General features: G+C 35.3%; 22 protein-coding genes, 1 pseudogene, 1 riboswitch and 1 other annotated feature. Of the genes and pseudogenes, 8 read left to right on the plus strand and 15 right to left on the minus strand.

Translation table 11 applies throughout. From position 1 onward, the window contains the following. Both AC1DTM_RS02845 and AC1DTM_RS02850 read right to left on the minus strand, forming a co-directional pair. Positions 1-414 (minus strand): aldo/keto reductase (locus AC1DTM_RS02845; protein WP_477000036.1); only part of this gene is annotated, 414 nt, incomplete at its 3' end. Between the two features lie 16 nt (positions 415-430). Continuing rightward, positions 431-1,594 (minus strand): MFS transporter, encoded by a 1,164-nt coding sequence (locus tag AC1DTM_RS02850; RefSeq protein ID WP_165762455.1) that lies wholly within the window; start codon positions 1,592-1,594, stop codon positions 431-433. A gap of 401 nt (positions 1,595-1,995) precedes the next feature. Between AC1DTM_RS02850 and AC1DTM_RS02855 the strand changes: the two genes are divergently transcribed. From AC1DTM_RS02855 to AC1DTM_RS02865, 3 genes are all read left to right on the plus strand, one after another. After that, on the plus strand, positions 1,996-2,343 hold the full coding sequence (locus AC1DTM_RS02855; protein ID WP_002159942.1) for a winged helix-turn-helix transcriptional regulator: 348 nt from the start codon (positions 1,996-1,998) through the stop codon (positions 2,341-2,343). Between the two features lie 432 nt (positions 2,344-2,775). Next, positions 2,776-3,216: a DUF1641 domain-containing protein gene (locus AC1DTM_RS02860; RefSeq protein WP_002159941.1), complete on the plus strand. Its 441-nt coding sequence runs from the start codon at positions 2,776-2,778 to the stop codon at positions 3,214-3,216. A gap of 44 nt (positions 3,217-3,260) precedes the next feature. Beyond that, positions 3,261-4,439 carry an NAD(P)/FAD-dependent oxidoreductase gene (locus tag AC1DTM_RS02865; protein ID WP_016106580.1) on the plus strand — a complete coding sequence of 393 codons (1,179 nt, stop codon included), beginning with the start codon at positions 3,261-3,263 and terminating at the stop codon, positions 4,437-4,439. A 196-nt stretch (positions 4,440-4,635) separates the two neighbouring features. On the opposite strand, the gene tyrS is transcribed toward AC1DTM_RS02865, so the two are convergent. From tyrS to AC1DTM_RS02885, 4 genes are all read right to left on the minus strand, one after another. Then, entirely contained in the window at positions 4,636-5,898 is a 1,263-nt protein-coding gene (tyrS, locus tag AC1DTM_RS02870) for a tyrosine--tRNA ligase (RefSeq protein WP_477000037.1), read from the minus strand. 55 nt (positions 5,899-5,953) lie between these two features. Continuing rightward, positions 5,954-6,170, minus strand: a binding site (T-box leader). Positions 6,171-6,277: 107 nt separating this feature from the next. Continuing rightward, on the minus strand, positions 6,278-7,195 hold the full coding sequence (gene murB / locus AC1DTM_RS02875) for a UDP-N-acetylmuramate dehydrogenase (protein WP_016106581.1): 918 nt from the start codon (positions 7,193-7,195) through the stop codon (positions 6,278-6,280). A gap of 387 nt (positions 7,196-7,582) precedes the next feature. Continuing rightward, the gene (locus AC1DTM_RS02880) at positions 7,583-7,978 is read right to left on the minus strand and encodes an SET domain-containing protein (protein WP_000573650.1); all 396 of its coding nucleotides are present in this window, start codon (positions 7,976-7,978) and stop codon (positions 7,583-7,585) included. Between the two features lie 152 nt (positions 7,979-8,130). Next, positions 8,131-9,189, minus strand: coding sequence for an endonuclease/exonuclease/phosphatase family protein (locus tag AC1DTM_RS02885; protein ID WP_016106582.1), 1,059 nt, complete (start codon positions 9,187-9,189; stop codon positions 8,131-8,133). Positions 9,190-9,499: 310 nt separating this feature from the next. Then, a riboswitch (Fluoride riboswitch) is annotated at positions 9,500-9,559 on the plus strand. A gap of 54 nt (positions 9,560-9,613) precedes the next feature. Here AC1DTM_RS02885 and crcB (AC1DTM_RS02890) point away from each other — a divergent pair. Beyond that, positions 9,614-10,018, plus strand: a complete 405-nt coding sequence (crcB, locus tag AC1DTM_RS02890) for a fluoride efflux transporter CrcB (protein WP_133059541.1) — start codon at positions 9,614-9,616, stop codon at positions 10,016-10,018. Next, a complete protein-coding gene (gene crcB / locus AC1DTM_RS02895; protein ID WP_016106584.1) occupies positions 10,015-10,371 on the plus strand; it encodes a fluoride efflux transporter CrcB in 357 nt (118 codons plus the stop codon). Before crcB (AC1DTM_RS02890) ends, crcB (AC1DTM_RS02895) begins: the two co-directional genes overlap by 4 nt. Before the next feature lie 30 nt (positions 10,372-10,401). Here crcB (AC1DTM_RS02895) and AC1DTM_RS02900 read toward each other — a convergent pair whose 3' ends face one another. The 9 genes and pseudogenes from AC1DTM_RS02900 to AC1DTM_RS02940 all read right to left on the minus strand — a co-directional run bounded on the left by AC1DTM_RS02900 (position 10,402) and on the right by AC1DTM_RS02940 (position 13,919). Further along, a complete protein-coding gene (locus AC1DTM_RS02900; RefSeq protein WP_016106585.1) occupies positions 10,402-10,641 on the minus strand; it encodes a DUF3947 family protein in 240 nt (79 codons plus the stop codon). 60 nt (positions 10,642-10,701) lie between these two features. After that, positions 10,702-10,907 (minus strand): annotated as a pseudogene (locus AC1DTM_RS02905) (DUF3955 domain-containing protein). Beyond that, positions 10,907-11,119 carry a helix-turn-helix domain-containing protein gene (locus tag AC1DTM_RS02910; RefSeq protein WP_002112778.1) on the minus strand — a complete coding sequence of 71 codons (213 nt, stop codon included), beginning with the start codon at positions 11,117-11,119 and terminating at the stop codon, positions 10,907-10,909. Before AC1DTM_RS02910 ends, AC1DTM_RS02905 begins: the two are co-directional and overlap by 1 nt. An 11-nt stretch (positions 11,120-11,130) precedes the next feature. Next, a complete protein-coding gene (locus tag AC1DTM_RS02915; protein WP_016106587.1) occupies positions 11,131-11,610 on the minus strand; it encodes a DUF2975 domain-containing protein in 480 nt (159 codons plus the stop codon). Positions 11,611-11,641: 31 nt separating this feature from the next. Continuing rightward, a complete protein-coding gene (locus AC1DTM_RS02920) occupies positions 11,642-11,851 on the minus strand; it encodes a DUF3955 domain-containing protein (RefSeq protein WP_002129860.1) in 210 nt (69 codons plus the stop codon). Between the two features lie 155 nt (positions 11,852-12,006). Continuing rightward, positions 12,007-12,528, minus strand: a complete 522-nt coding sequence (gene speG / locus AC1DTM_RS02925; protein WP_002159930.1) for a spermidine N1-acetyltransferase — start codon at positions 12,526-12,528, stop codon at positions 12,007-12,009. Positions 12,529-12,667: 139 nt separating this feature from the next. Beyond that, positions 12,668-13,072: a phosphate-starvation-inducible protein PsiE gene (gene psiE / locus AC1DTM_RS02930; protein ID WP_002159929.1), complete on the minus strand. Its 405-nt coding sequence runs from the start codon at positions 13,070-13,072 to the stop codon at positions 12,668-12,670. A gap of 71 nt (positions 13,073-13,143) precedes the next feature. Continuing rightward, positions 13,144-13,455 (minus strand): winged helix-turn-helix transcriptional regulator, encoded by a 312-nt coding sequence (locus tag AC1DTM_RS02935; protein ID WP_033714903.1) that lies wholly within the window; start codon positions 13,453-13,455, stop codon positions 13,144-13,146. A 32-nt stretch (positions 13,456-13,487) separates the two neighbouring features. Next, positions 13,488-13,919, minus strand: a complete 432-nt coding sequence (locus AC1DTM_RS02940) for an Lrp/AsnC family transcriptional regulator (RefSeq protein WP_002159927.1) — start codon at positions 13,917-13,919, stop codon at positions 13,488-13,490. A 167-nt stretch (positions 13,920-14,086) separates the two neighbouring features. On the opposite strand from AC1DTM_RS02940, the gene AC1DTM_RS02945 reads away from it, so the two are divergent. The 3 genes from AC1DTM_RS02945 (at position 14,087) to AC1DTM_RS02955 (ending at position 16,560) form a co-directional block, all read left to right on the plus strand. Further along, the gene (locus AC1DTM_RS02945; protein WP_002159926.1) at positions 14,087-14,668 is read left to right on the plus strand and encodes a beta-class carbonic anhydrase; all 582 of its coding nucleotides are present in this window, start codon (positions 14,087-14,089) and stop codon (positions 14,666-14,668) included. A 34-nt stretch (positions 14,669-14,702) separates the two neighbouring features. Further along, a complete protein-coding gene (cynS, locus tag AC1DTM_RS02950) occupies positions 14,703-15,152 on the plus strand; it encodes a cyanase (RefSeq protein ID WP_002159925.1) in 450 nt (149 codons plus the stop codon). Positions 15,153-15,279: 127 nt separating this feature from the next. After that, positions 15,280-16,560 carry a purine/pyrimidine permease gene (locus AC1DTM_RS02955; RefSeq protein WP_016106589.1) on the plus strand — a complete coding sequence of 427 codons (1,281 nt, stop codon included), beginning with the start codon at positions 15,280-15,282 and terminating at the stop codon, positions 16,558-16,560. Positions 16,561-16,606 lie beyond the last annotated feature (46 nt).

Consider the following 16,606-nt stretch of genomic DNA (forward strand, 5'->3'; position numbering starts at 1 on the left):
TACACGCTCTTCTTTATAAAGTGTTTCTAGCGCTCTCCATGTATCTTTATATTTTCCTTCTACAGGCCAGTGAACAAGGTATAAATCTAAATAATCTAGTTCTAATTTTTTTAAGCTCTCTTCATATGCAGCAAGTGTCGTTTCATATCCTTGATCTGCGTTCCATACTTTTGAAGTAATGAATAAATCTTCTCGAGAAATTCCTGCTTCTTTGATCCCAGCGCGAATTCCTTCTCCAACTGCTTTTTCATTCCCATAAATCGCAGCCGTATCAATACTGCGGTACCCTTCTTTAATCGCTACTTTTACAGCCTCTACAAGTTCCGGTCCATCTTCTACTTTAAATACACCTAAACCGAACCAAGGCATTTCTACACCGTTATGCAATGTTGTTTTACTTTGTAAATTTTTCATTATATTTTTCTCTCCTTTATTTTGCTTGATCTCTTTTTTCTAATGCCATACTCCACGCTGTTAAAATAACAGCACCTACTACCATAATGCCGCCTACCCAAGCTGTATGAATTAATCCTAACGAGTTCGTTACAATACCGCCTAAATAAGCCCCAAGAGCGATTCCTGCGTTAAATGCTGCAATATTCATTGCTGATGCGATATCAACGGCACTCGGCACGAAACGCTCAGCCAATATAACGACATACACTTGTAGCCCTGGAACATTCATAAACGCGAATAGCCCCATAAAAATAATTGTGATAAGCCCCGCTACTTGAAATGGCGCCGTAAATGTTAGTACGAATAATACAATTGCTTGAATAAAGAACATATAAAATAATGCACGAATTGGATTATGATTCGATAACTTCCCGCCAATCATATTTCCAATCGCAATTGCAACTCCGTACACTAACAAAATGATTGTAACGGTACTCGATTTAAATCCTGTTACTTCTTGTAATAGCGGTGATAAATACGTAAACGTTACAAACGTTCCACCATACCCTAATGCAGTAATGATGAAAACAAGTAATAATCTCCCATTCGTGATGAGTTTGAATTGATCGCGAAATGATACAGACGTACCTCTTTTTAAGTTAGACGGAATTAGCATGCTGTTTGCGACTAAGGCAACGATTCCAATGACCACAATCACCATAAATGACGCTCTCCAGCCAAATTGTTGACCAATAAATGTTCCAATTGGGACACCTGTAATAGTCGCAACGGTTAAACCAGTAAACATAAAAGCAATTGCGCTAGCACGTTTATTTTCTGGGACGAGTGCAGCTGCAATTGTCGAACCAATCGACATAAAAACACCATGTGCAAATGCAGAAACGACCCTCGCGATAAGTAAAACAGTAAAACTCGTTGCTACCGCCGCAATTCCATTACCAATAATGAAAACAATCATAATCCACATTAATAACGTCTTTCGCGACATACTAGCTGTTAACGACGTTAAAACTGGAGCGCCAAATGCTACCCCTAACGCGTATAAAGAAACGGTTAAGCCCGCTGTTGTAACAGAAACATGTAAATCCTCCGAAATAGATGGTAATAAACCGACGCTAATAAACTCGGTTGTACCAATTCCAAACGCACTAATTGCTAGCGCTAATAAAGCAAACATACTTCTTCGATTCGTCTGAACAGCCGAAGATGATACTGTATATGAATTCAATTGAACTCCTCCTTAATACGAGAAATCCAATCATAATAGTGTGATAAAAAGGCCTTTTTATCTTCTACAAAAATAACTTTACTGCTCATAAAGGCTATTATGAATGGCTTCACTCTTTTTTTGAAGAACGCACTTTAAAGTACGATAGGTACCAAAAAGTAACATAGGCACTTTTTAGTACCGTACTACTCATTTCCCTCTTACGTATGCTATTATGAAACATATTCAACATAATAAAAAGTACGTACTTTAAAGTGCTATAGGCACTAAAAAGTAACATTTAAGTTTCACTTTATTTAGCTTCTTTTGTTGAAGAACTGAAATCTACATTCATCAAAGGAGATTTTCATATGAAAAAATATAATATTCCTGTGGAGGCAACTTTAGAGGTTATCGGCGGAAAATGGAAAGTCGTTATTCTTTGCCACTTAACGAAAGGTACAAGGAGAACGAGTGAACTAAAACGTTTAATGCCTGGTATTACACAAAAGATGTTAACACAGCAACTACGTGAATTAGAAGAAGATGGAGTTATTCAAAGAAAGGTGTACAATCAAGTACCACCAAAAGTAGAATATTCCCTTACTGATTACGGGTGGTCTTTAGAATCGATTCTTGATTCTCTTTGTACTTGGGGCGAATGTCATCTTGAAAAAAGCGGTAACACATCGATGCTAATCGCAGAGAGTGAACAATAAGAAAAAAGGAAAAAACGAACGTAAATTTGTTTGTTTTTCCCTTTTTTTATTATTATATAGGTATACTTCTTATCGAAGTAAAATAATTTATGCGCTTTCATACCTTGTCATTACTAGGTTATGGGCTCAATATCAAATAATTAGGAATCATTTTTATGTTAACATACGTGTATATAGTATATAATATAGGATATATATTATATACACTTTCCGATAAGGGAACTTTCCATTATGCGGACAAGCCATGTATCGGACAGTTCATAAATAATAGGTAAGACGTTATGGTTTTAAATTTATGTTTTCAGCCTACTTGCTGTCATAAATTTAAAGGCATTTTATTGTGTTTTGTGAAACTTTGTATAAAGTTTCATAACCGTTTACTATCTTGCCTATCAAAAATAAGAGTATTGCTATCGTAAAGGAGAATTGGAGATGCCAGAAACTATGACTCAAACAAAGCCAGAACAAGAAACTGTACAAATTTCTGCTAGCCAAGGACAACTTGATGTACTTGATCAGTTGTTAAAACCTGAGGTACAAGAATCATTAACAACACTAGTAGAACAGCTTCCAAAATTAACTGAGCTTGTTAACATTTTAACTAAGTCTTATGACTTCGCTCAAACTGTTGCTACTGATGAAGTATTAAAAAACGACACTGTTAGTGCAATCCAAGAACTTGTAGAACCTGTAAAAGATACAGTGAAAAGCATGGCTGCAACTGCTATCGAAGCGAAAGATCGTGCTGACGAAAGCAACGAAGTTATCGGCCTGTTCGGTCTATTAAAATTACTAAAAGACCCACAAGCACAAAAAATGTTCCGCTTTGTGAACGCATACCTTCAAGTTAGTGCAGAACGTAATAATAAATAATTTAACTTATAACAACAATTAGTAAAGACGGGGGATAACATACTATGTCAAAACAAATTGTCATCTTAGGCGCTGGTTATGGCGGTCTTCTTGCCGCTTTAAACGTACGTAAATACTACAGCAAATCAGAAGCACAAGTTACAGTGATCAACCAATATCCAACACACCAAATCATCACTGAACTACACCGCCTTGCAGCTGGTAACGTTGCTGAGCAAGCAATTGCAATGCCACTTACAAAGCTTTTCAAAGGTAAAGACATCGATCTTAAAATTGCAACAGTTGAGTCATTCTCAGTTGATAGCAAAGAAATCAAACTAGCTGGTGGCACTACGCTATCTTACGATGCACTTGTAGTTGCTTTAGGAAGTAAAACTGCTTACTTCGGTATTCCAGGACTAGAAGAAAACAGCATGGTATTAAAATCTGCTGCTGATGCAAACAAAATCTACAAACACGTTGAAGACCGTATTCGTGAATACGCGAAAACGAAAAACGAAGCTGATGCTACAATCGTAATCGGTGGTGGCGGATTAACTGGCGTTGAGCTAGTTGGTGAGCTTGCTGACATTATGCCTAAACTTGCAAAAAGCCACGGCGTAAATCCAAAAGAAGTTAAACTTCTTCTTGTTGAAGCAGGTCCGAAAATCCTTCCAGTATTACCAGACCACTTAATCGAACGTGCAACTGCTAGCTTAGAAGCACGCGGTGTTACATTCTTAACAGGTCTTCCTGTAACAAACGTTGCTGGTAATGAAATCGACTTAAAAGACGGTCAAAAAATCGTTGCTAACACATTCGTTTGGACAGGCGGCGTACAAGGTAACCCATTAATTGGTGAATCAGGTCTTGAAGTAAACCGCGGTCGTGCAACAGTTGATGCGCACCTACAATCTACTTCTCACAAAGACGTATTCGTTGCTGGAGATAGCGCTGTTGTCTTCGCTGCAGACGGTCGTCCATACCCACCAACTGCACAAATCGCTTGGCAAATGGGTGAGTTAATTGGATACAACTTATACGCAGCACTAGAAGGCAAAGCATTCGAAGAGTTCGCACCTATCAACTCTGGAACACTTGCTAGTCTAGGACGTAAAGATGCTGTTGCTACAATCGGAGCAACCAATACTCCACTTAAAGGTTTACCAGCATCATTAATGAAAGAAGCAAGTAACGTTCGTTACTTATCACACATTAAAGGTCTATTCAGCTTAGCTTACTAATCTGAATATAAGCCCGAATCATGCCCTGCATGGTTCGGGCTATTTTTATCCGTAATTTTCTCTAACTTATTTATTCGGCAAAAGAATAATATAACCCTCTTTAATTATCAAAATATACTGACTTTTTTATGTCGAAATTGTGTATATGAAAAGAGCGGAAGTAGATATCTTCCCTACTTCCACTCTTTCACAAGAACTATTCTCCTAATTCCACTAAGCTGTAGTTCTTCTTCCCTTTGCGAATAATAATAAATCTTCCATCAAATGAATTTTCTACAGTAACATCAGTGCCTACATCCGTTACTTTTTCACCATTCATAGATATAGCCCCATTATTAATATCTTCACGCGCTTGACGTCTAGAAGGTTCAATTCCTAAATCAACTAACCACTCTACAATGTTTTTCGTCTCTTTTGAAGACTCAAATGTCGGCATCTCTTTAAATCCTTGTTCAATTTCATCAGCTGTTAACGATTTAATATCTCCGCTAAATAACGCAGCTGTAATTTTCACAGCCTGCAAAAATGCCTCTTCTCCATGAACGAATTTCGTCATTTCTTCTGCTAATACTTTTTGCGCTTCACGTTTATGAGGCTCTGTTTCTACCTTCGCTGCTAATTCATCAATTCTCTCTTTCGTTAAGAACGTAAAGTATTTCAAGTATTTAATTACATCACGGTCATCTGTATTCACCCAGAACTGGTAAAATTCAAACGCTGTTGTCTTTTCCGGATCAAGCCAAATAGCACCACCTGCTGATTTACCAAACTTCGTACCATCTGATTTTAATAATAATGGAATCGTTAATCCGAATACTTTCGCCTCATGACCTTCTAATTTACGAATTAAATCTAAACCGCTCGTAATATTTCCCCATTGATCACTACCACCGATTTGTAATTGAACATCTTCTTCTTTGTATAAATGATGGAAGTCCATTGCTTGCAAAATTTGGTACGTGAACTCTGTAAATGAAATTCCTGTATCTAAACGACTTGCGACAATATCTTTTGCTAACATGCTATTTATGCTAAAGTTTTTTCCGTAATCACGTAAAAACTCGATAATGTTTATTTTATGTGTCCAGTCATAGTTATTTACCATCTTCACTTCGCTATTCCCGCCGAAATCAAATAGCTTTTTCATTTGCGCTGTTAACGCATCTACATTATGCTGGACTACTTCTAACGTTTGCAATTGGCGCTCTGATTGACGACCACTCGGATCACCAATTGTTCCTGTTGCTCCGCCGATTAAAATAACAGGATGATGGCCAGCTAATTGGAATCTCTTCATCATCATAAAAGGAATCAAATGTCCGATATGCATACTATCGCCAGTCGGATCCACTCCGCAGTATAGTGAAATCTTTTTCTCTTCTACTAACTTACGTAAACCTTCTTCATCTGTCTGTTGATTCACAGCACCGCGCCATTCTAATTCAGCAATAATATTCATCTTTTGTCATCCCCTTTATTTTTTAAAAACAAAAAGTCCCTATGTCTACGATAGACATAGGGACGATTATTCACCGTGTTACCACCCAGTTTGCATAAATAGCATAGCTATTCATACCACTCTTAGCAATAATATCGATTGCTATTCCGCTTAGCATTACCTAAGATACTCCAGAGTGTAATTCACAAGTTTGTTTGTGCTAGGTTCCAGCAACCCCTAGCTCTCTTTGATAACAGTGACAAACTGCTACTGGGCTCTTTCAACGTATATTTTATTTGTTAAATTATTAGCCATTATATTGAATCGAAAACAAATTGTCAACAATATCCAAATATTATTTCGAAATAATTCATACTTTTATACGTTTTTTATTCAAAGGTTACTGTAGATCTTCTCCAATAATCCTTACTTCTCGCTCTAATTTCACACCGAATTTTTCTTCAACTGTCTTTTGTACGAAATGAATTAAATCAATATAATCTTGTGCAGTTCCGTTATCAACATTCACCATAAATCCAGCGTGTTTTAAAGAAACTTCCACTCCGCCAATTCGCTTACCTTGCAGTCCTGATTCTTGAATAAGTTTACCCGCAAAATTATTTGGTGGACGTTTAAATACACTACCACATGAAGGATACTCTAACGGTTGTTTTGATTCACGCTTAAACGTTAAATCATCCATTTTTTCTTTAATTTCTTCACGCACACCTTCTTCAAGTTCAAACTTCGCTTCAAGAATAATATAATGATTGTTCGCAAATACACTCTTACGATATCCAAATTCAAATGCATCTTTCGTTAAAGTRCATAGCTCTCCATCACCTGTCATTACAACTGCTTCTGTTAATACATAAGCTACTTCACCGCCATATGCACCAGCATTCATATATAACGCTCCACCAACTGAACCTGGAATACCACAAGCAAACTCAAGTCCTGTTAAATTGTGATCCAATGCAATTCGTGACACATCAATAATCGCTGCACCACACCCCGCAACAATCGTTGTCCCCGTTACAGTAACACCTGTAATATGAATTAAACTTACTGTAATCCCGCGAAGACCACCGTCTTTAATAATGACATTCGAACCGTTTCCTAAAAACGTAACTGGAATATTGTGTTGATTCGCATACTTGATAACTTCTTGAATTTCAACATAATTTGTAGGCGCAACGAACACATCTGCTTTTCCGCCAACTTTAATATGCGTATGATTCTTTAACATTTCATCTTGCTTCACATGACCTTCAGGCAATACTGTACTTAAATATTTATAAACCTCGTGCATATTCATTTTACGATTCCTCTATTTCTATAATCTTTTTATCCCGCTATCCACGGGCCCATAATATCCCCACATAACAATGCGCTACAAATAAAAAGCCCAAGTGGTGGATAAAGTGTACATAAAGCACACCTATAAACCTCTTAAATTATAAGAGGTTCCACTCATATTAAAATATATATCGCATAATAAAGCAACCCAAATAGGCTACTAAACTTGACATGTAACTATATAGACAACAAATTGTAAAATATATAACTTTTACAAAACACTATCCCTCATTATCTTACTATACCATACGAAAGAAAAATGGTATTATTTTGTAATCTTTACTTTACTCACATCCATAAAAAAAGAGCACATCCCACAGAATGTGCCCTTTCTATACTCATTAAATTATTTTTCGTTCTCTTCTTTTTCCTTATCAAACCATAATAGCTCATCGTCATCAACTTCACCATTATAATTGATTAGAATCTCTTCTCCCGCTTTTATATCTTTGTAAGCAAAGAAGTTAAACGTATGATTCTCAAAGACAATATCATACGTTGCATTCGGATTATATGCATGATTAAATAACATGCCATATCCTAAAAGGAATGCCGTATGATTTACCCCATACTCAAATGCGTAGTCAGCAAGTAACGTTTTCTCAATGTGTTCATGCTGTTCATTCGGATAAGAGATAACTGGTGCTGAGTGTATCAACTCACCCTTTTTAATATCACGAGTTGCAAATACACCTCTATTAAATTCTCCATCACTAAGTTCAGAAGTCTTAACTTCAATCATATGTGTCACCTATATATTTCTTTCTTCGAAGTATTTTTCTCCTTAAGCTTGGCAGAAAACGCGGAGAAAAGCAATTAAATTCCTACCAAGTATAAAAAGGGCACATTATTGTGCTCTTTTTAGGTGATATTCTATGAAGCCCCGCGCATCAATTATTTCAATTTAAATACCGCACTAACTGGGTTATGATCACTATTTTCAAACTTTAAGTCTGTCCCTTGTACATTTACAATTTCAACATTCGGTGAAACCATAAATCCATCAATAATAGTGACAAAGTTTTCATCTTCCACATATTTCTTCACATCATCCCTTACCGTCATAACAGATGGATCTACAGCCCATTGAAATCCTCCATCCGCAAAGTCCTTTGGTAACTCTACTAGCCATTCAGGACGCTCCTTTACAAACTTAGGATCGCTTAATTGGACATTAGAAAGTAACTGGTTCCAATCTCCGCCTAATATGACGTAATCACCATTTTGATACCACTTGTTCATATATTCTTTTAAATACTCTGCTTGTTGTTTTCTAATTTTCCCGCCCTTATCATAAGCAGATAAATGTACATTTACGAGCCTAACATACTTCCCATTATTAACAGGGATTTTATGTTCAACAATCGCTCGATCTAAATCGAATAAACGCTTCGGCCAAGGCTCCATTCCGGGTAGTTGGAACCGCGTTGCTGTTTGAACTGTATATTTAGAAAATGTACTTAATCCGCCCTCAGCATATCCCAGCGGTTTTGTGACTGGGACAGGAACCCACTTAGTATCGTAGTTCTTCCCAAATGAAGAAGCATAATCAGGTAATCCTTTTTTCAAAAGCTCATGTTCATTTACATCAAATGATCGGTGGGATTTTATATCAACTTCTTGCAATAACGTAAAATCGCTATTCTCATTTTGTAAAAATGAAAGCATATTTTTCAAGTTCACTTCAGTCTGTTCTTTACTACTCGAACCAGAACCCTTTCCTCCGTCCATAAAGAAGTCTTGATCCTTATCTAATCCAGCATACCCAATATTAAATGTTGTAACTTTAAATTCATTTCCTTGCTGCAGTACACGCTCTTTGTTATTTTCAACCTTTACGTCTAAAACATTCGCTGGCTGCTCTTTTGTAAGTGTCATATAAGCTAAAAATCCACCTAGAATACCAGCTACTATTAAAATAAATATTAATACTATTTTTAAAAATTTCTTCAAAACACATGACCCCTTTTTTGTAAAATAACATTTTATTTTTCTGTATTTTCAGTTAAATAAAGATAGATTAAAGACACAAGAAATATTTTACCATAAAGAAAACTTCATATCATTATATTTAGCTAACAAATAATCGTTGTACCCCTCACTGCAATTGTCTTGAAATTCAATCATAACATTTCAGAAGACAAGACTGTAAAGCAATTACAATCCACAACAGAGAAATTCCAAATTCAAAGAATATACCGATCCTACTTTTCGTTAACATATTTATTGGTAATCCAAAATAATATTTAGTACACTATAAATAGAACTTATAGGCGATGGAGTTCGCCGTAAATGCGAATTAGCTAATGACTCCTACCAGTATGACTACTGGTAGGAGTCTATTTTTTTTGAGTAAACTATTAGAGAGGTGAAGAAGTTGAAATATATTATTGTTGGCATAGCTGGTATATTCGGAGCTCTTTCCCGTTATTATTTAGGTTTTACTATCGATACGCTTTGGCATCATGTATTACCACTCGCTACATTAACGATTAACTTAATTGGTTGTTTCTTACTTGCTTTGCTAACCACCTATATCGCTCGGTTAAACATCTTACCCTCCGAAGTTATTACCGGGATTGGAACCGGATTTATCGGTTCATTTACGACGTTTTCAACATTCAGTGTAGAAACTGTACAGTTAATCAATCATTCACATTTTAGTATCGCATTTTTATATGTATCATGCAGTATGCTAGGTGGTCTAATTATGTCTGGGCTTGGCTATAAACTTGGAGATTTTTTACTACAAAAACACCTTGAGGAAGGTGAAATATCATGATTAACGCTTTATTAGTAGCAACAGGAGGATTCTTCGGTGCCATTACACGATTTGCAATTAGTAATTGGTTTAAAGAAAGAAACAAAACTTCATTTCCGATTGCTACATTCCTCATTAATATAACGGGAGCATTTTTACTCGGATATATAATTGGCAAAGGAATAACTACAAGTTGGCAATTATTATTAGGCACAGGGTTTATGGGCGCCTTCACTACATTTTCAACGTTTAAATTAGAATCCGTTCAGCTTTTCAACCGCAAAAAATTTGGCATACTATTTTTATATTTAAGCGCGACTTATATGATTGGTATCATCTTCGCATTCCTCGGGATGAAGTTAGGTGGCATATAAAAAAGCGACTCTTTTACCGGTCGCTTTCTTTCATAAAAAGTATGTCCCGCCATATGGAATTGAAAACAAACCAGCTGGATACACATCATAATGTATACTTTGCACAGGAAGCTGTGAATACGACATATACTGGCTCTGCATCATCTGCGCTACTTGTGCTTGTTGTTGCATTTGAATGGCCTGATGCACTGCCTGAATTGTCATCTGTGCCCCGGCCACTGTAATAGCTGGCCCTACTTGTCTTCCAAGGTGAAAATAATGGTTCATCATTATTCAGCTCACTTTTTATTTTTCTTCCATATCATATGTCTCTATTTCATAGTAAGTGTTTTATCGCTCTTGCTTTTTTCGAAACATCGAGAAAAGTGCTACAAATAAGATCGCAATAATCCCACTAAAGGCAAACAAATACGCTAATGGAATTAAGTAAAATGGTTCCACTAAAGTTCCATCTGGCTTCACTTCAGAACCAATTATATTAAACATAACACTCCTAGAAATATCGGCCTAGACGCCAATAAATATTTTTTCTTCATCATAATTCCTCCTTTTTATACTCTAAAATGTCACCTGGCTGACACTCTAAAGCTTCACATATCTTCTCTAAAGTTGAGAATTTAATTGCTTTTGCTTTTCCATTTTTTAATATCGAGACATTCGCCATTGTAATTCCTAATTTCTCGGATAACTCTGTCACACTCATTTTTCTTTTCGCTAACATTACATCGAGATTTACTACAATCGTCATAACAGAGCACCTCAAATCGTTAAGTCGTTATCATCTTTTATTTCACTTGCTTTTCTAATTAAATGAGAAAGTAAGGAAGTAAAAATAGATATAACGACTGAGAAGAATAAAATAAGTAATAGAATAACTAAAATGCTCGTATGATAACTTCCAGCTGTGAAAATATATAGTAATGCTCCGATATATAAAACACCTTCAGTCATAGATAAAATACTAATCCTCTTTAATTGATTCGCATTTTTTACAGTAAAGGCTTTGTGTGAGGCAATATCTGAACATATTTTCCATCCTAAAAATAAAGCGCTAAAAAATGGAATTCCTGTGATCCAAATGAACAGTACGAATGGCTTATATAGTCCCTTCAAATTTTCTGAAACTAACAATACCGCTCTTCCCGTTTCTGGCCCAATATATATGCAGAACAATAAACCAAAACATCCGCAAAGAATGATAATTAACTTTAACCATAATGACAATTCTTTTTGTTTCACAAAAATCCCCTCCTGAACTAACAGCATTTATCTATTGCTGTTTTTTCAACTTTGAAGTGATAAATCCAACTAGCAACACACCAATACCACTAAAGAACAATAGGTAGCTTACTGGTACTAGGAAAAAGAAAGGTTCTACAAGAAGCCCATTATCCGCCACTTTACTAGTTGTACCGTGCATTAATAAACAGGTAACTCCTAACGATATTAGTACGATAGCTAATAAAAATTTATTTTTCATAATATATTCTCCTTTAATTTCATAATTAATTTTTCCGCATTCCTTTTGCTATCCTCATAATAAGCCCCACCGCATTATAGGTCAATAATTATTTATCGTTTTACAATAAATAGTTGTTGTTTTAAATAACAAAAAAGACTATAGACAATCATTGTCTATAGTCTTTTTACTCTAAAATATTCTTTTTGGAACATACACATTCTTATCGCATTATGGTAGTTGCCATCAACGAAGAACTCATCTTGCAACTCACCTTCTACTATAAATCCGACCTTTTTATAAACGTGTACAGCTTTTTCATTCTCTTTATCGACAACTAAATATATTTTATGCATATTTAATACGGAAAAAGCGTAATCCATTGCTAAACGCGTTGCATCAGCTGCATAACCGTAACCTTGGTAACTCGGATCAATAATAATTTGGAATTCAGTTCTACGGTGAATATAATCGATTTCTACTAATTCGACCAATCCAACCATCTCATTATCTTTCTCAACGATAAATCGGCGCTCACTTTGATCATGTATATGTTTATCATATAAATCCTGCAGCTCCACAAATGCCTCATACGGTTCTTCAAACCAATACGACATAATATGTGCATTATTATTAAGTTCGTGTACAAACTTTAAATCTTCTCGTTCTAAAGGACGTAATTTCAATTCCTTACTCATTTCTATAACCTCCAAGTAAAATAACCTCTTCACTTAATTTCTCATTTTTTTTAGATTTCAAACGCCCTACTTACATTGTAAACTTTCAAGTAACTTGAAGGTCAAGATGTAAAAATAGTGCAAACAAAAGTCTGCACTACTACTCTTTCTTCAAATCCCTCATATTGGATATGTATAAAGCAATGACTAAAACAAGAATAGACCCTGCATATAACAACGTCTCCATCGGTTCATCGTGAGACACGATAATTAATCGAATTAAAGCCGTAATCCCGATATAAATAAAATACCGTAATGGAAAATGATAGTTCGATTTAAAATACTTAATAATTAATGCGATAAACTCGAAGTATAAGAAGTAGACAATGATGCTTTCAACTAATTTATACGGTGTGTATTTCTTCGCTGAAAATATGTATTGAATAAAAGTAATCGTCTCGTTAATTAAAAAGATAGATAAGACAATTGATAATATGATTAACGCTATATTCAATATCCACTGTAAAACGCTAGCTATATAATGATCGATATTAAATGATTTCATTTTCACTTTAGACTCCCTTTCGTGTAAGTACTTGTTCATTATAACAAACTTACAATTATAGGAGTGTTAAATCAAATATGATCGTCCTCTTTCACTAGCACTTCACCATTAGGATATCTTTGCTTAATATAGTCGCTTCCCCAATCGCAAAGTACTTTTAAAACTTCTTTTAATGATTGTCCCTGTTTCGTAAGAGAATACCCAACTTTCGGTGGTACTTGATTGTATACTTTTCTAGACACAAGCCCATCTTTTTCAAGCTCTTTCAATTGCTCAGTAAGCATTTTTTGCGTAATACCAGTGACCAATCGTTTTAACTCGCCCGTTAATGCGGGATAAAAATCAAACGACTTTATTATCTCTATACAAATAGGGATTAGCAAATAATGTTACTATAACCTCAAAAAAAGAAATCTTATTTTAACTTTCCTATCGATAGGTTAACACGATAATTCCCGTACTTTAATAGTCGCCCCAGAAAGTTATCCAATTCTTCATTAGAAGCAAAATGTGTTTTTAATAAATAACATCCCTCACCACTTATACGATGCACTTCAGAAATTCCTTCTTCTCCTTGAAAGAAATTCATAAACTCTTGATGATTAACTGTTGTTACAAACAAAGTAACAAATGCAGTCACTATTTGTCCTAATTTGATTCGGTTTATTGCAATTGTATATTGTTCAATAATCCCTAAATCCTCTAATCTCCGAATTCGATTTCCTACAGCCTGCCCCGTCATATGTATTTTCTGACCAAGTTCTTTCCATTGTATTCTTGAGTTTTCTCCTAATAATTTCAGTATCTCAAAATCTGTTTGATCAATGATATAAACCAATCCTTTCACCGTGAAAGTAGAAAGCCCGAAAGTGTTTCGCCAACTTATTCTGCTTATCGATACAATTCACTATACTTAGTTTATCCTCTTACATCACATTATTTATCAGTTATATTCACTTATAACATAGAGGACGTAACAAAAAAATACATCTAGATTTAAAGGAGGTTACAAATATGTTATTACAAGATATTCTATCGTTCAATGAACAATTTGTAGAAAATAAGGAATACGCTTCTCTTGAAGCGACAAAAATGCCTAAAAAAAGTATGGTTGTTGTTTCTTGCATGGATGCTCGCTTAATTGAGCTACTTCCAAAAGCTTTAGATATACACGATGGTGATGCAAAAGTTATCAGAAATGCAGGTGGTAAGATTGCTTCTCCTTTCGATAGTGTTATGCAAAGTGTTGTAGCATCAGTATATGATTTAAATGCAGATGAAATCTTCCTTATCGGACACCATAGATGTGGTGCGAGTCAAACTAATCCAAAAGGAACACTTCAAAAAATATTAGATCGTGGAGTAGCTTCACCAGAAATTTTATCAGCGATTGAATATGCTGGTGTTGACCTTGAAAAATGGTTATTTGGATTCGATGATGTCTGCGATTCAACTCAAGCTAATGTTGATTTAGTAAAAAATCATCCACTTATTCCAAAAGATGTTCCTGTACATGGTTTAGTTATTGATCCTCACACAGGTAAATTAGATTTAGTAGTTGATGGATATAAAGCATTAAATGGTATGAAAAATTAATTATTATTACTTAAATGGAAGGAAGTTATTAGATATGAATAGACAAGAAGCTACGCAAAAAATTATGGAAGCAAAAATTGCAAAAGGTTTAACATGGGAAGAAATTTCAAAGGTAAGTGAAAACTCTGAGACTTGGGTTGTAACAGCGTTATTAGGACAAGCTACAATGACACGTTCAGAAGCAGAAAAAATCGGTAAACTATTAGAATTAGATGAAGAAGTAGTTCAAGCATTAACAGTAGTTCCACTTAGAGGTCAAGTAATGCAAATGCCTCCTACTGACCCAATCTTATATCGATTATATGAAATGATGTTACAATACGCACCAACTCTTAGAGAATTAATCCTAGAAAAAGCTGGCGAAGGTGTAATGAGTGCAATTAACTTCAATCTAGGTGTGGACACACAAGAAGATCCAAAAGGTGGCGACCCTCGTATCGTGATTACACTTAACGGGAAATTCTTACCGTTCCGTACATGGTAATTAATTAAAAATCTATCTATATAATTAAAGTAATTTTATAGATTTACAAAATCCATCCTTTTTAATCTAGCTGTGTAGAAAGGATGGATTTTTACTATGAGATTCTTTTTATACAAGGGAGAATAATATGAATAAAAAATACGTCGATACGAGCTTTAGTATTCTACAGTGGTTTGTGTTTTTATTAGCAAATGCAATTGCATTGCCTATCATTATTGGTGGCATATTCCATTTGTCAATAGAAGATATCTCAACATTAATGCAACGAACTTTTTTAGTTGTAGGAGTAAGTTCATTTATACAAGCATGGTTTGGGCATCGCTATCCCATAGCGGATGGGCCAGCCGGTTCATGGGTAAGTATATTTGTCATATTGGGACAAGTCGCTATGCATCAGGGACAAAGTGCAAAGGATGTATTACAACTTTTAGAAGGCGGATTAATTATTGCAGGTATATTACTCTTCGTCCTTGGTATAACAGGGCTTGTTCATCGAATTCTACGTTTATTTACACCCTTGGTTACAGGAACTTTTCTTTTAATATTATCTCTTCAGCTTAGTGGTGTGTTACTAAAAGGAATGATGGGATTACAAGGAGCTGTAACTCATCCTGATTATACAACGGCTGCTATTGCGCTCTTTGTTTTTGCCCTTATTACTTTCTTATCAATTAAAGGGAAAGGGTGGATGAAAAGTTATGCTGTGTTACTTGGCATTTCATGTGGTTGGCTTTTGTATGCTGTATTAGGAAAATCATCTCATATGCCTTCACACACACCGTTAGTTAAGTTACCAGAGCTATTTTCTTGGGGCACACCTAGATTCGATATCGGAATGGCTCTAACTGCAACTTTATTTACATTTCTTTTAGTTGCAAATACGATTGCTGCTATTTCGGCTGTAAAACAAGTGGCTCCATTATCTAAAGAAAATGAAAAGCAAACACTGAACCGCAGCGTGTGGGCCGGAGGTATATCACATATTATCTCGTCGTTGTTCTCGACAATTGGAATTGTACCATTACCTGCATCAGCAGGATTTATTCAACTAACAGGACAAAGAAAAGTGAAGTCGTTCCTTATAGCAAGTCTCATATTAGCAGGAATTTCTTTTATTCCCTCAATTGTAAGCTTTATATCCTTACTTCCAGGCCCTATTGCTAATGCTGCACTTTTAGCAACATTTGTCCAAGTAATAGGCATTTCATTTCAATCCATTTTACGTGAAGAATTAAATCAACGCCGATTAACTATATTAGGAATTTCATTATTAATCAGTTTGGGAATAATGTTTCTTCCAGAAAGTGCGTTTAGCGGAATTCCTTCTTCCTTACAATATGTTTTAAGTAATGGATTACTTGTGGGTACCATGCTTGTCATTCTATTGGAACAGTTTTGGAAAGAGTAAAATTTGTGACTAAGTAAAAAAGCGCCCTGCTTACAGGGCGCCTTTT

Source organism: Bacillus sp. P4_D3 (genome assembly GCF_056401855.1).